The organism is Pseudomonas sp. SDO55104_S430 (genome assembly GCF_054070595.1).
In genome coordinates this window covers 13,729-27,630 of the sequence record NZ_JBSVXG010000078.1, presented here as the reverse complement: position 1 = coordinate 27,630, position 13,902 = coordinate 13,729, and the positions used below count along the sequence as shown (strand labels likewise).

At 62.8% G+C, this 13,902-nt stretch carries 12 protein-coding genes; 6 read left to right on the top strand and 6 right to left on the bottom strand.

Features of this window, described 5'->3' with window-relative positions; translation table 11 throughout:
* Positions 1-71 precede the first annotated feature (71 nt).
* Together phnX and ACW9JE_RS15695 are read right to left on the bottom strand one after the other, a co-directional pair.
* On the bottom strand, positions 72-899 hold the full coding sequence (gene phnX, locus ACW9JE_RS15700) for a phosphonoacetaldehyde hydrolase (RefSeq protein WP_457433253.1): 828 nt from the start codon (positions 897-899) through the stop codon (positions 72-74).
* A gap of 146 nt (positions 900-1,045) precedes the next feature.
* On the bottom strand, positions 1,046-2,155 hold the full coding sequence (locus ACW9JE_RS15695; RefSeq protein WP_457433252.1) for a 2-aminoethylphosphonate--pyruvate transaminase: 1,110 nt from the start codon (positions 2,153-2,155) through the stop codon (positions 1,046-1,048).
* A gap of 109 nt (positions 2,156-2,264) precedes the next feature.
* Here ACW9JE_RS15695 and ACW9JE_RS15690 point away from each other — a divergent pair, with 109 nt between their 5' ends.
* Positions 2,265-3,128, top strand: a complete 864-nt coding sequence (locus ACW9JE_RS15690; RefSeq protein WP_457433251.1) for a LysR substrate-binding domain-containing protein — start codon at positions 2,265-2,267, stop codon at positions 3,126-3,128.
* A gap of 127 nt (positions 3,129-3,255) precedes the next feature.
* On the opposite strand, the gene ACW9JE_RS15685 is transcribed toward ACW9JE_RS15690, so the two are convergent.
* On the bottom strand, positions 3,256-4,128 hold the full coding sequence (locus ACW9JE_RS15685; protein ID WP_224541529.1) for a LysR family transcriptional regulator: 873 nt from the start codon (positions 4,126-4,128) through the stop codon (positions 3,256-3,258).
* A 267-nt stretch (positions 4,129-4,395) separates the two neighbouring features.
* Here ACW9JE_RS15685 and ACW9JE_RS15680 point away from each other — a divergent pair, with 267 nt between their 5' ends.
* Positions 4,396-5,721: an MFS transporter gene (locus ACW9JE_RS15680; protein ID WP_457433250.1), complete on the top strand. Its 1,326-nt coding sequence runs from the start codon at positions 4,396-4,398 to the stop codon at positions 5,719-5,721.
* Between the two features lie 71 nt (positions 5,722-5,792).
* Positions 5,793-7,184 (top strand): FAD-dependent oxidoreductase, encoded by a 1,392-nt coding sequence (locus ACW9JE_RS15675; protein WP_457433249.1) that lies wholly within the window; start codon positions 5,793-5,795, stop codon positions 7,182-7,184.
* A 206-nt stretch (positions 7,185-7,390) separates the two neighbouring features.
* Here the strand turns inward: ACW9JE_RS15675 and ACW9JE_RS15670 are convergent, their stop codons facing one another.
* On the bottom strand, positions 7,391-8,797 hold the full coding sequence (locus ACW9JE_RS15670) for a type VI secretion system Vgr family protein (protein WP_457433248.1): 1,407 nt from the start codon (positions 8,795-8,797) through the stop codon (positions 7,391-7,393).
* Between the two features lie 219 nt (positions 8,798-9,016).
* Here ACW9JE_RS15670 and ACW9JE_RS15665 point away from each other — a divergent pair, with 219 nt between their 5' ends.
* Positions 9,017-9,721 carry a YebC/PmpR family DNA-binding transcriptional regulator gene (locus ACW9JE_RS15665; protein ID WP_224534117.1) on the top strand — a complete coding sequence of 235 codons (705 nt, stop codon included), beginning with the start codon at positions 9,017-9,019 and terminating at the stop codon, positions 9,719-9,721.
* Positions 9,722-9,970: 249 nt separating this feature from the next.
* On the opposite strand, the gene ACW9JE_RS15660 is transcribed toward ACW9JE_RS15665, so the two are convergent.
* Together ACW9JE_RS15660 and zapE are read right to left on the bottom strand one after the other, a co-directional pair.
* Positions 9,971-11,275: a leucine-rich repeat-containing protein kinase family protein gene (locus tag ACW9JE_RS15660; protein WP_457433247.1), complete on the bottom strand. Its 1,305-nt coding sequence runs from the start codon at positions 11,273-11,275 to the stop codon at positions 9,971-9,973.
* 61 nt (positions 11,276-11,336) lie between these two features.
* The gene (gene zapE / locus ACW9JE_RS15655) at positions 11,337-12,467 is read right to left on the bottom strand and encodes a cell division protein ZapE (RefSeq protein WP_457433246.1); all 1,131 of its coding nucleotides are present in this window, start codon (positions 12,465-12,467) and stop codon (positions 11,337-11,339) included.
* 284 nt (positions 12,468-12,751) lie between these two features.
* On the opposite strand from zapE, the gene ACW9JE_RS15650 reads away from it, so the two are divergent.
* Together ACW9JE_RS15650 and ACW9JE_RS15645 are read left to right on the top strand one after the other, a co-directional pair.
* Positions 12,752-13,279, top strand: coding sequence for a Csu type fimbrial protein (locus tag ACW9JE_RS15650; protein ID WP_457433245.1), 528 nt, complete (start codon positions 12,752-12,754; stop codon positions 13,277-13,279).
* Between the two features lie 92 nt (positions 13,280-13,371).
* Positions 13,372-13,902: a Csu type fimbrial protein gene (locus tag ACW9JE_RS15645; RefSeq protein ID WP_457433244.1), complete on the top strand. Its 531-nt coding sequence runs from the start codon at positions 13,372-13,374 to the stop codon at positions 13,900-13,902.

Sequence of the window (13,902 nt, the reverse complement as noted above, 5' to 3'; positions counted from 1 at the left end):
TCAGGTTTCCCGCGTTATCGTTGACGACCATCGCGAGCAAGCTCGCTCCTACAGTTTCAGGGGGAGGGGGATCAGCTGGACTGTGGCATCTCGCCCTTGGCCAGGCGCTGGTTGATGTCGGCGATCACGGCGGGCAGGTCGCTGATGGTGTCGATCATGTAGTGCGGGCGCGAGGCTTCGAAGAGTTTGTGGATGCGCTTGCGCTCGCTGTCCAGCGTGGCGCTGTCCAGGGCGCGGAAGCCTTCGTAGTCCAGGCCCAGGGCGTTGCCCGAGCAGATCAGGGCCACGGTCCACATGCCGGCGCGGCGGCCTTCGAGAATGCCCGGCACGGTGTCGTCGATCTTCACGCAGGCGGCTACGTCGTCGATGCCCAGGGCGATCACGTTGGCCAGCGCCTGGGCCGGCCATGGACGACCGTTCGGCACTTCATCGGTGGCGACCACGTGATCGGCCAGGTAGCCGTTGGTGGCGGCCAGTTCAACGACCTTGTCCATGACCTGTTTCGGGTAGCCGGAGCAGGAGCCGATCTTGATTCCTTGCTGGCGCAGGTTGGCGATGGTGTCCAGGGCGCCGGGGATCAGCGCCGAGTGTTCGGCGATTTTTTCGATCTGCAACGGCATGAAGCGCTGGTAGATCGCGGTGACGTCATCGTCGGTCGGCGTGCGGCCGAATACCTTGCGATAACGCTCGGCGACTTCCGGCAGGTCGCACAGGGTACGGATGTGGTCCCACTTGCCCATGCCCATCGGGCCACGGGCTTCTTCGATGGAAACCTGCACATCGAACTCGGCGAAGGCTTCGACGAAGATCTGGGTAGGGGCGAAGGAACCGAAGTCGACGACGGTGCCGGCCCAGTCGAGGATGGCGGCTTGTAGTTGGGTTGGGTTGGTGTAGTTCATGGTGATCAGATCCTGTAATGGCTGACTGAATTTGGAATTCGGTTTTTTGTGGGAGCGAGCCTGCTCGCGATAGCGATCGTTCATGCACAGCTGTGTTGACTGTCATGGCCTCATCGCGAGCAGGCTCGTTCCCACAGGGAATGGAGTTAGATTTCCAGTACTTCCATCTCACGCAACACTTCGCCGATGGCCGCGACGGCTTCGCGCATTTCGGCGGGTTGCACGTGGCCGATGCAGCCGACGCGGAAGGTTTCGACCTGGGTCAGTTTGCCGGGGTAGAGGATGTAGCCCTTGGCCTTGACCCGCTCGTAGAACTCCTTGAACTGGTAGCGCGGGTCTTTCGGGGCGTGGAACGTGGCGATGATCGGCGCCTGGATCGCGGCCGGCAGGAAGCTGCGCAGGCCCAGCTTGCCCATCTCTTCCATCAGCGCCTGGCAGTTGGCGGCGTAGCGTGCATGCCGTGCCGGCAGGCCGCCTTCTTCGTTGTATTGCAGCAGGGCTTCGTGCAGCGCCGCGACCACGTGGGTCGGCGGGGTGAAGCGCCACTGGCCGGTTTTCAGCATGTAGGCGTGCTGGTCGAACAGGTCCATCGCCAGCGAATGCGAGTTGCCGGCAGCGGCGGCCAAAGACTCTTTACGGGCGAACACAAAACCCATTCCCGGAACGCCTTCCAGGCATTTGCCGGACGCAGCGATCAACGCATCGAACGGCACCTGTTGCGCATCGACCGGCAGGGCGCCGAAGGAGCTCATGGCATCGATGATCAGGCGCTTGCCGTGCTGCTGCACGACCTGGGCGATTTCCGGCAGCGGGTTGAGGATACCGGTGCTGGTTTCGCAGTGAATCAGCGCAACGTGGGTGATACCGGCATCGGCACGCAGCAGACGGTCGACGTCGGCGGCGGTGGTCGGTTCGTCTTCGGCGGTTTCGAAGGTGCTGAAGGAGCGACCCAGCACTTCGCAGATTTTCGCCAGGCGTTTGCCATAGGCGCCGTTGATCAGCACCAGGACCTTGCCGTCGCGGGGTACCAGGGTGCCGATCGCTGCTTCCACGGCGAAGGTGCCGCTGCCTTGCAGAGGGACGCAGTGATGGCTGGCGGCGCCGTTGATGATCGCCAGCAGTTGCTCGCACAGGCTGGCGGTCAGTTGGTTGAAGCGGTCATCCCATGAACCCCAGTCAACCATCATCGCCTGACGGGTGCGGGCGGACGTGGTCAACGGGCCGGGGGTGAGCAGGATGGGTGCGGCAATACTCATTCTCGTGTCCTCGCAATCGATGGGATGAAGCGTTGGTGCCTAAATTGCAATTTGCCGAGTTATCAATCAAATTGTTTGTTGTTATGCCAGCCATCAGTAGGACTTATTCATGAATCTGTTTCAGCTGCGCGCCTTCGATGCCGTGGCCCGCGAGGGCAGCTTCACCCGCGCCGCCGCGCGCCTGTTCATCAGCCAGCCGGCGGTCACCGGGCACATCAAGGCGCTGGAGGAGCACTACCAGATCACCCTGTTGCGGCGCACGGCGCGGCGGGTGGAATTGACCGAAGAGGGCACCAAACTGGCGGCCATCACCCGGGCGATGTTCGGCCTGGCCGAGGAAGCGCAGGTGATGCTGGAGGCGAACCGGCAGTTGCTCACCGGTCGCCTGGAAGTCGCGGCGGACGGCCCGCACATGGTCATGCCGATGCTGGCGAGCCTGCGTGCGCGGTATCCGGGGATCACCGTGAACCTGCGTCTGGGCAACGCTCAGGAAACCCTCGCGGCGCTGCTGTCCGAGCATGCCGACGTGGCGGTGCTGACCGAAGTCGAGCCGCGCAAGGGCCTGCATCTGCAAGCCCTGAGCGAGTCACGGATTTGCGCACTGGTGCCGGAGAATCATCCGTGGGCGCGCAAGACTAAGGGCGTGCCGCTCAAGGAGCTGGATCAGGTGATCATGGTGTTGCGCGAACCCAGCTCGATCACCCGCCGCACCTTCGACGAGGCCTGCGCTCAGGCCAAGGTGAACCCGCGGGTGCTGCTGGAGCTGGACAGCCGCGAAGCGGTGACCGAGGCGGTGGCGGCGGAATTGGGGGTGGGCGTGGTGTCGTCGGTGGAAGTCAGCCACGACCCACGGGTGGCGGCGGTGCCGATCATTGGCGAGGGGCTGGTGAACCGGCACATGATGGGGTGCATGGAGCGGCGGCGGGATTTGCGGTTGATACAGGCGTTTTTCGGGTTGGTGCCTGGCGGGTAACCCATGTCGCCTGATAGGCCGCCATCGCGGGCAAGCCCGCTCCCACAGGTTTTTTGGTGTGCATGAATTTTGTGAACGACACATAACCCTGTGGGAGCGGGCTTGCCCGCGAAGAGGCCGGCCCTGCCTACACCAGACTCTCGCGCACCATCTCCAGAAACGTCGCCACGATCCGCCGCGAACTCTGCTCCCTCAAACACACCAGCGTCTCGGTCAAGCGCCGCTTGCAATCGGTAATCGGCAATGCACACACCCTGGAATCCGCCCCGAACTCGGCCGCCGAAACCACCCCCACGCCAATCCCCACCACCACCGCCTCGCGCGCCGCTTCCCGGCCTTCGACCTGGATCGCTGGCCTGATGCGAAATCCAGCACCGGCCATTTCCTCTTCCAGCGTCTGGCGCGTCACCGAGCCGATTTCCCTGAGCACCAATGGCGTGTCGTCCAGATCCGCCAGGCAGATGGATTCGCGGTCGGCCCACGGGTGATTGCGCGAGACGAACGCCACCATCGGATCGTTGCGCAGCGGCAGGGAGATCAGGCGTTCGTCGCTGACCTCGCGGCCGAGCAACGCCAGGTCAGCCTGATAGTTGAACAGACGAAACAGCGATTCGTCGGTGTTGCCGGTTTCGATCTTCACGCTGATGCCCGGATATCGCTCGCAGAACCTGGCGATCTGCGGCAACACGTGCACCGGTGCATCCACCGCCAGAATCAGGCTGCCGGTCTGCAGGGCCTGGGAGTCCTGCAACAGCTCCTGGGCCTCGGCTTCGATCACGAACAGTTTCTGGGTGACGCCCAGCAGACGTTCCCCCAGATCAGTCAGGCGTACCGAGCGTTTATTGCGGTGAAACAGCAGCACCCCGTAGCGCTCTTCGAGTTTGCGCACTTGATCGGAGATCGCCGGTTGCGTGAGGAACAACCGCTCGGCGGCTTTGGTGAAGCTTCCATGGACGGCCACCGCGTGGAAAGCCTTTAGCTGGGCGTGGGAAACCGACATCGAACCTCCAGTAACAAGCAGGGCTTATTTTTGAAATACGATAAATCGATTTCACTTATTAATCAGTAATTGTTTCCATCCTCTCCAGCCCCGCTGACTGGCCAGTCGAACAGCTCGGGAGCCATGAGACTGTGCGTGCAGTACGCAGGACTCATCTGACCGGTATCCGCCGCAGGGACAGGGCGATATCGCAGTGCTCAACAATAAAAACACAGGCGTTTTCTTCCAATTCTGCCGGCACACTCACACCCTGAGGTCAGAACCACAATGAACAAGCACATCGGCACCATCAAGCGTTGGCGCGTGCAGATCTTCGCGATCACCTGGCTCGCCTACGCCGCTTTCTACTTCACCCGCAAAGCGTTTTCCGTTGCCAAACTCGGCATCGGCGAAGATCCGACGTTCATGCTCGACAAAATGGCCATGGCCAACCTCGACGCCATCTACCTGACCGCCTACGCCGTCGGCCAATTCACCTGGGGCATCCTCGCCGACCGCTTCGGCCCGCGAGTGGTGGTGCTGGGCGGGTTGCTGATTTCCGCGGCCGCAGCGCTGGTGATGGGCAGCTTCGCGACCTTGCCGATCTTCGCCACCTGCATGTTGATCCAGGGCCTGGCGCAGTCCACGGGCTGGTCGGGGCTTTGCAAGAACCTCGGCAGTTTCTTTCCCTCCCAGCAACGCGGGCGGGTGCTGGGGCTGTGGAGTTCCTGCTATGCGTTCGGCGGCCTGGTGGCATCGCCGTTCGCCGGATGGTGGGCCTACACGGCGATCGGCTCCTGGCACGCGGCGTTCATTTCCAGCGCGGCGGTGGTCGGTGCGGTGGCGGTACTTTTCTTCATCTTTCAGCGCAACAAACCCGAAGACGTTGGCCTGCCAGCGGTGGAGCCGGAACCCGAATTGAGTGCGGAAGAAGCTCGCATCCAAAGCAAAACAAGCTTTCTGGCGCCATTGAAAGACATCCTGCGCAACCGCACGGTGCTGGTCCTGGGGTTGGCGTACTTCATGTTGAAGCCTGCGCGCTACGCGATTCTGCTCTGGGGTCCGGTGATCGTTTTCGAACAGATGCCTTCGGTGGGCAAGGTGGGCGCGGCGATCATCCCGACCGCCTTCGAGTTGGCCGGATTGCTCGGGCCGATCCTGATCGGGCTGGCCTCAGACAAAATCTTCGGCGCGCGCCGCATGCCCGCCTGCGTGATCAGCCTGCTGGCCCTGACCGTTTCCCTGGCGTTTTTCATGGGCGCGCTGCACACCGGTAGCGTGGCGTTGGTGGTGGCACTGCTGTTCGTCATGGGCCTGACCCTGTATGGACCGGATTCGATGATCAGCGGCGCGGCCGCGATCGATTTCGGCACCGCCAAGTCCGGTGCCACGGCGGCGGGCTTCGTCAACGGCTGCGGTTCGGTCGGGGCGGTCCTGGGCGGGTTGCTGCCGGGCTATTTCGACTCCGTCACCGTGTTCATCGTTTTCGCCGGCTGCGCGATGTTCTCCGCGCTGGTGCTGATCCCGCACTGGAACAGCCGCCCCGGTGGCCTGAAAACCAATTATCCGTTCGTGCCTAACCAGCCGATGACCGTAAAACCCCTGCGTACCTGAACCCTGTCCCGCGTCGCCTGCTGCGGGTGCGGCAGGCTGGCGCGTGGCTTTCTGACCGGAGATCGACCCCCATGAGACCCTTTTGGCTCGACCACGCCCTCAAGGCTGAAGCGTCCGACAGCTGCCCGCCACTGCAAGGCGATGCCCGCGCCGACGTGTGCATTGTCGGCGGCGGCTACACCGGGTTGTGGACCGCGATCATGCTCAAACAGCAAAACCCCGAACTGGATGTGCGGCTGATAGAGGCCGACATCTGCGGCGCCGGTGCCAGCGGGCGCAACGGTGGTTGCGCACTGTCCTGGTCGGCGAAGTATTTCACCCTGGAGCGCCTGTTCGGTGTCGAGGAAGCGGTGCGCCTGGTCAAGGAGTCCGAACGCAGCATCCACGCCATCGGCGCGTTCTGCGAACAGTACGGGGTGGATGCCGATTACCGGCTCGACGGCACCCTCTACACCGCGACCAACCGCGCCCAGGTCGGCTCGACCGACGCGGTGATCGCCGCCCTGGAACGCCAGGGCATCAACTCTTTCACACAAAGGCCGCTGGCCGATGTGCAGCGCATGGCCGGTTCCAGCAAACACCTGGAAGGCTGGTTCTCGCCGGCGGCGGCCAGTGTGCAGCCGGGCAAACTGGTGCGCGGCTTGCGCCGTGTGGCCCTGCAACTGGGGGTGAAGATTCATGAACACACCGCCATGACCGGACTGGAAGAGGGCAAGCCGGCGGGGATACAGACCGCCAACGGCACCATTCGCGCCGATCGCGTGGTCCTGGCGATGAACGCCTGGATGGCCCGGGCGTTCCCGCAGTTCGAGCGCAGCGTGGCGATTGTCTCCAGCGACATGCTGATCACCGAACCACGCCCGGATCTGCTCAACGAAATCGGCTTGACCAGCGGCGTCACGGTGCTCGATTCGCGAATCTTCGTGCACTACTACCACAACACGCCGGACGGCCGGATCATGCTCGGCAAGGGCGGCAATACCTTCGCTTATGGCGGGCGCATGTTGCCGGTGTTCGACCAGCCGTCGCCTTATGCCGGCCTGTTGCAGAACAGTCTGACGGACTTCTTCCCGGCCTTTGCCGACGTCAAGGTCGAGGCGACGTGGAACGGGCCGTCGGATCGCTCGGTCACGGGCCTGCCGTTCTTCGGGCAGATGAGTGCCAGTGGCAATGTGTTCTATGGGTTTGGATATTCCGGCAGCGGCGTCGGGCCTTGCCATATGGGCGGGCAGATTCTGGCGTCGATGGTTCAGGGGCTGGACAACCCGTGGACCCGTTCGCCGCTGGTGAACGGGCCGCTGGGGTTTTTCCCACCGGAGCCGATTCGTTATCTGGGTTCGTTGATGGTGCGCAATGCCATTCGCCGCAAGGAGCGGGCGGAAGATCATGGACGCAGGCCACGGCATCTGGATGTGCGGTTGGCGAAGTTTGCGGCGGCGGCGGGGAAGGCTGATAAAGGATAAAAGCAGCTTCAAGCTTCAAGCTGCGAGCTGCAAGTTTTGAAGCTGGATAGATGACTTTGTGGCGAGGACGCTTGCCCCCGTTGGACTGCGTAGCAGTCCTTTTTTTTGGGGCCGCTTCGCAGCCCAACGGGGGCAAGCCCCCTCGCCACAGGTATGTGTTTGCAGCAGGTGATGTGTTTGCATCACGTATGACCTTGCGGCAGGAATCAGGGCCCCCTGATCAACCAATCAAGCAACAACCGGGTATCGCTGCGCGGCTCCGGGGAGCGGGTTGGGCGGGAGGCTTGGCGCTGGACCAGACTGGCGCAGAACACCGGCCGGTCCGGGTCGCCGTCGAGGAAGCTGACCAGTCCGTCGCTGCCCGCCAGTGGCATATGCGACGGGTCGAGCGGGGCGTCCGACGCGGCCAAGGCGACCGGGATCCAGACCCCACCACCTGTCTGGGGATCGCTCTGCGGCGTGGGCCACAAGCTGACCTGCATCCGGCCCCGGTCATCCAGCACCGTCGGCTCTCCGGCCACGCCGCACACCCGGGCAGGTTGATAGCCGGGGATGTTCGGCCGGCTGTGAACGTGCTCGGGACGAAACACCGTCGACCAGGGCATCGCGCTGAAGTGATTGCGATAACGCGGCAGCGGGACGGGCGCATCGGCCGCCGGGGTCGAACCCTGATGCCGTGCCTGAGTCACCAACCACTGATCGTTGAATGGCGAAAATGGGTGTTCGGCCACCTGTACGATCTGCGCACTGCGCAATTGCCCATGATTGCTCTGACCGTGGATCTGCACCTGCCGGCATCGCAGGCGCTCCAGTTGCCGTCGGGCGAGTTGCTCGCGGTGGCGCTGTTCGATGCCGGGGCGCGGCAGCGGCGGTTTATTCGGGTTGAAGGAATGATTGGCCGCGCTGTCGTCACCAGCCTCGACACCGCGTTCTCGGCTCTCCGAGTGTGCTGGCCGGGCTTGTGCGTCATGACGCTGGAACAGTTCGCTGATGGTTGGCGGGCTGCCGACGACGGGCGCGTTATCGAATGCCATCAGCAACGGTTCCTGGGGGAAGCTCAGGCAGTCGTCGGCGAACACCAGCACATGGCCGTCGCGCTGATGCTCGAAGTGATAGTGAATGCCTTCTTCCTCGCACAATCGGTGCAGCAGGGCCAGGTCGGTTTCCTCGTATTGAATGCAGAACGGCCGCAACGGATAGCTTCCAATCGACAGTTCAAAGCGGTAGCCGCTTTCGGGCAAGCCATGCTCGTCCAGCAGATGGCGCAGGATCATCGGCACGCTTTGGCGCTCGAAGACCCGTCGACTCCTGTGCGTGTCGAGGGCCAGCAGTGCAGGCACCAGCACCAGTTTGTAGGCGACCTGATAAGGCCCGCGGTATTCGCGGCTGACGCTGTGCAGCACACCGTGGAACCCGGCGCCGTGGCCCAGGTCAAGGTGCGCCGGCCGGTGCAGCAAGGGTTCCAGGGACATGGCCGGCGCCAGGCCCAGGGCTTCGATGTCGAAGCGATAGGGTTGATTGAGGGCTTCATGCCCGTGAAATTGCAGCACCTGCAGACTCAGATCGTGGTCGAGGAGGGTCAGGGTGAAGGGGCTTTCCTTGTCGTTATACATCGAGCGCACTTCTGCTACGGAGGACGGGCGCAGAGGGTACGAAACCCCGGCGGGTTGTAGTCACCGCAAAGCGAAGATTCAGAAATGCCCTACAAGGCTTGTAGAACTTGTCGACAGGACGCGAGAATTTTTGGTCGATTGCCAACTTTAGGCCGTATAAACTTGCCGCCATGCGTCGGCCAATAGATGTTTCGGCGCCTCAAGACAAGAGAGTGAGTAATGGGCGCACAGTGGAAGGTTAAACACAAAGAAGCGGCAGCCAACGCCAAGGGCAAGATCTTCGGCAAACTGGTGAAGGAAATCACCATTGCTGCGCGCAACGGCGCCGATATCGCCACCAACGCACACCTGCGCCTGGTGGTTGAACAGGCCAAGAAGGCCTCGATGCCGCGCGAGACCCTGGAGCGTGCGATCAAGAAGGGCTCCGGCCAGCTCGGCGAAACCGTGCAATACCATCGCGTAACCTACGAAGGTTTCGCTCCGCATCAGGTGCCGCTGATCGTTGAGTGCGTGACCGACAACATCAACCGTACCGTCGCTGAAATCCGCGTCGCATTCCGCAAGGGCCAGTTGGGCGCTTCCGGTTCCGTGTCCTGGGACTTCAACCACGTCGGCATGATCGAAGCCTCGCCGGACACCCCGGACGCCGATCCGGAAATGGCCGCCATCGAAGCCGGTGCCCAGGATTTCGAACCGGGCGAAGAGGGCGCAACCCTGTTCCTGACCGACCCGACCGACTTGGACGCTGTACAGAAAGCCCTGCCTGAGCAAGGTTTCACCGTGCTGTCGGCCAAGCTGGGCTACCAGCCGAAGAACCCGGTCAGCGGCCTGAGCGATGAGCAGATGGCTGAAGTCGAGGCTTTCCTGGAAGGCCTGGATAACCACGACGACGTGCAGGACATGTTTGTCGGTCTGGCTGGTTAATCTACTGATTCAGTAAGACCGCCATCGCGAGCAGGCTCGCTCCCACATGACTCGGTCAAACTGTGGGAGCGGCGGTGCGACGATTCGACTTGCTCGCGAAAGCGGTCTGTCAGTCGCTACACATATTGCCTGTGCCGCCGTCTTCGCGAGCAAGCCCGCTCCCACAGGGGTTATGCGCCGGACACAAAATCGGTGGCAACAACTCGCCCCTTGTGGGAGCGAGCCTGCTCGCGATTGACCGCGCAGCGGTCACAGATCATTCAACGCCCGAACGATCTCCTCGAACCCCGGTCGCGCCAGCACATCCGGCTGACAGCAGCGCTGCTGCAATACCTCCAGTTCCACACGCTGCGCATCGCTCAATCCAGAGTCGATTCGCTCCAGCAATTCCCCCAGCAAAACCCCAAACGCCCGCACTTCGATCCGTTGTAGCGCCCGGCTTTCAGGGGTGTCCTCTGTCGCGTGGAAAGACGCCGCGCCAAAGTCGCCCAGCAGGCAATCGCCCTGCGCGTTCCACAGGATGTTGTGACCATAGAGGTCGCCATGGGTGATGCCTTGCGCGTGCAAGTGCCCGGCCACCGACGCGATGCCACGGGCGATGCGCAGGGCGATATCGGCGCTGAAACGGGTGTCTTCGGCGTAGACGTCGCGGCTGCACGAAGCAAGGCTCGGCAACCCGGCGAGGTTGCGAAACGAAGGCTCGATCAGTTGCATCACCAGCCCGGCCGTTTGCTGCGGATGATCGAAAATCTGCCCTTCGATGCGGATCAGATTAGGGTGCAGGCCGGCGCTGATGCAGGCGTTCATTTCGTGCAGGGGCGAGCCGTCGCTGGTCATTTCGCCCTTGTAGAGTTTGACGGCGACGGCTGTGGCGGCTTGGCCCGATCTCGTCCACGTCGCGCGATGGATCACCCCCGAAGCGCCCTGGCCGAGTTGCTGCTCGAGTTGCAGTTCAGACCATGGAATCGGCGCTGTGGCCTGCAGTGCCGCTTCGTTTTCCAGCGGATTACCCGCGTAGGCTAGCCAGCACAAGCTCGGCAGCGAGAGCAGCCATTCAGGCAATTCAGTCAGCTGGTTGGCGGCGATGCGGATCAGTTCGAGCCTGTGGCAGTTGCGCAGGCTTTCGGGCAGGCAGGTCAGGCGGTTGCCCGCGAGCATGAGTTTTTGCAGGTGCGGGCGTTCACCCAGTTCGTTGGGCAGGGACTCGACGCAGTTATCGGTCAGTATCAGCCAGCGCAACAAAGGCGGCAGCGCTGCAGCAGGTACGTGTTCGATACGGTTGGCCTTGAAACCGACCATGGTCAGCGCCGCGCACTGGCCGATGCAGGCGGGCAGTTCGGTGAACTGGTTGTCCGAGCAGAACAACACGCGCAAGCGGGTCAGGCGGTGCAGGTCGTCCGGCAGGCTGCTCAAGGCATTGCCGCTGATGTTGAGCACTTCCAGGGAGTCGGCCAGATCGAAGATTTCCCGGGGGAACTCGGTCAGGCCGCAGCTCAGATCCAGCCGCGTAACGCCCGCCAGCGATCCGGCGCGCAGTTGTTCAAGGGTGTGCATGAAGAGGGTTCGCCGTTGATCGAGGGAATGGGCGGCATGATAACGGGAATGAGGGTGGCCGTCAGACCGCCTCCCGAACCTCCACCAACTGCCCCAACCGGCTACGGGTGCGCGCCAGGTCGATCGCCTCGCCATCCAGGCTTTCGCGCAGCGAAAGCTGGCCGAGCAGGATCAGGTGCTTGTCCTGGTCATACAAAACATCCACCAGATTGATGAACCGCTGCTGGGCGGCCACGGAGCAGTCGGCCAGGCTGGGCAGTTCGTCGATGATCCAGTGGTCGAAGCGCCGGCACAGTTCCAGATAATCCATCACCGCCGTGGGCTGGTCGCACAGGTCGCTGAAGGTGAAGCCGACGGTGCGCCCCTCGCAGTAGCGGGCGGGCAGGTGGCGTGTGCCGACCGGCAGGGCGATGGCTGGCGCATCGACAACAGGTACGTTCGCGGCCTGACGCTGAGCCAGCGTGGCGGGCCACACGTACTGGCCCTGGGTAAACAACTGCTGCGCGTGAGTCCTGGCCTGACTGCGGTAGTCATGGGGTCCACCCACCTCCATCACCTGCATCCGCGCGTTGATCAGGTCGATCACCGGCTTGAACCGCGCGTGGTACAGCGGATTGGGCAGCAGGCCTTCCGGCGGGTAGTTGGAGGTGACCAGCAGCAGGATGCCGCGGCGAAACAAAGCCTTGAACAGCCGCGTGATCAACATCGCATCGCCGATGTCATGGACGTGGAATTCGTCGAAACACAGCACCCGGCAATCGTTGAGCAATTCATCGAGGGTGGTGGCCAGGGCGTCAGGCTGATCGCGATGATCGAACATGCCCTGATGCAGGCGGGCAAAAAACTCGTGGAAATGCAGGCGCTGTTTCTCCGCCAGGGGAACGGCCTGGAAAAAACCGTCCAGCAGCCAGCTTTTGCCCCGACCCACGGCGCCATGCAGATAAAGCCCAGGCAAGGTCTTCGCCCCGGCACCCACCAGCGACGTCGCATGCTGGGTCATGCAATCGATCACCCGTTGCTGGCTGTGGCTCAAGGTGTAGCCCTGGGAATGGGCCTTGTGGTGAAAGTAGTCGTGAATGACCCGACCGCTTGCGGTGCCGGGTGCCGGGGTCGTCGATGCCTTGCCGAACAGCCGGCGCAACGATGGCCAGCGTGATGCAGGTCGCGAGCGGTTTGGCGGTGGTACAGCCAATGTGATTTCACCCCGTTTTCTTCAAGCAGGCTCCCTGAGCTGCGGGGACATAGTGTAACCAGCAGGTTAATTTGCTTCCAGTTGTGTCAAAGGGATGTGGGCGTTACTGGACAAAATCCTGCGGCATGTACAGCTAATTGCACGTCACTTCGGTAAGACTTTCCGTAATAACTGCGCGAAGTCCCTATGTTGCCATGGATCCAATTTCCTTAGCATCGCTGGCGATTTTCCGACCCGTTGCTAACCTCAGTCCTACAAGACACCCCGCAAAAAGGAATGGGGCCGTGAAGGGACGTGTGGTGTTGGCAGTCTTGGGTGCAGGACTCGGTACGCTGGTGTCGGCCGCCGAACTTCAGGTTCAGGTGCGAGTCGACGTGCAGCGCGGCTGCCAATTGGTCGGACAACAACGCGAAGCCGGCATCGAACAACTGGGCGTGCTGGACTTCGGCAGCACCGCGCGCCTGGACAATCCCGGCGGGCCGCTGGGTGCGGCACTCACCAACGGGCGCCTGCCGCGCCTCGAATGCAACCCCGACACTCCCTACCAATTGCGCGTCGACGGCGGCCTGCATGGTGGCGTCGGCGATGTGCGCTACATGGCGGGCAACGCCGAGCACAGCAAACCCATTCCTTATCGGCTCTACCAGGATCCGGCGCGACGCATTCCGCTGGCGGTGGATGTGCCGGTGAGCGGTCGGGTGCCGGACACCGGTACCGTGGATCTGCCGTTGTACGCCCGCATCGAGCCGCTGGCGGAGATTCCCCGGGTCAGCGGTTACTCGGACCTGGTGAAGGTGACGGTCATCTGGTGAATACACAGGCAACCCGATGGATTCGGGTTGTGCAGGGAAGGGGGCGCCGCGAGCGCCGCATCAGGCATCCTGAAGGAGTTGGGATTGGAGTGATGACGAGATTCAGCAAGGTGTTCGCTGCAGGCCTGCTGGCGCTGCTGGCCGGTACCGCGCAAGCGGCGGTCAGCGGGCAGATCCACGCGCGGCTGACGCTCATCGCAGGCTGCGAAGTGACCAATGCCGGCAATCCCGACAGCCCGGTCAGCGCCCTCGGCACCCTGGATTTCGGTCAGCAGGGTCCGACATGGAACGCGCCAATCAAGGCCAGTCTCGGCGATGAGGCCAGCGGCAAGCTGAATGTGGCCTGCAACCCTTCGGTCACCGGTTTCACCGTCTCCATCGATGGCGGCACCCACGGCGACGGCACCACCCGGCGCCTGAGCAACGGCCGCCTGACCATTCCCTATCAATTGTTCGTCGATGCCTCCGGCAGCCAGAGCTACAGCATCGGCCGACAACACAATTTCGCCGTCACCAGCGGGGCGCAGATACCGATTCCGGTATTCGGCTCGGTGGTGGCGAACACCCGCGCGTTACCGGCCGGGGTCTACACCGACACCCTGACGGTCACGCTGGACTGGTAA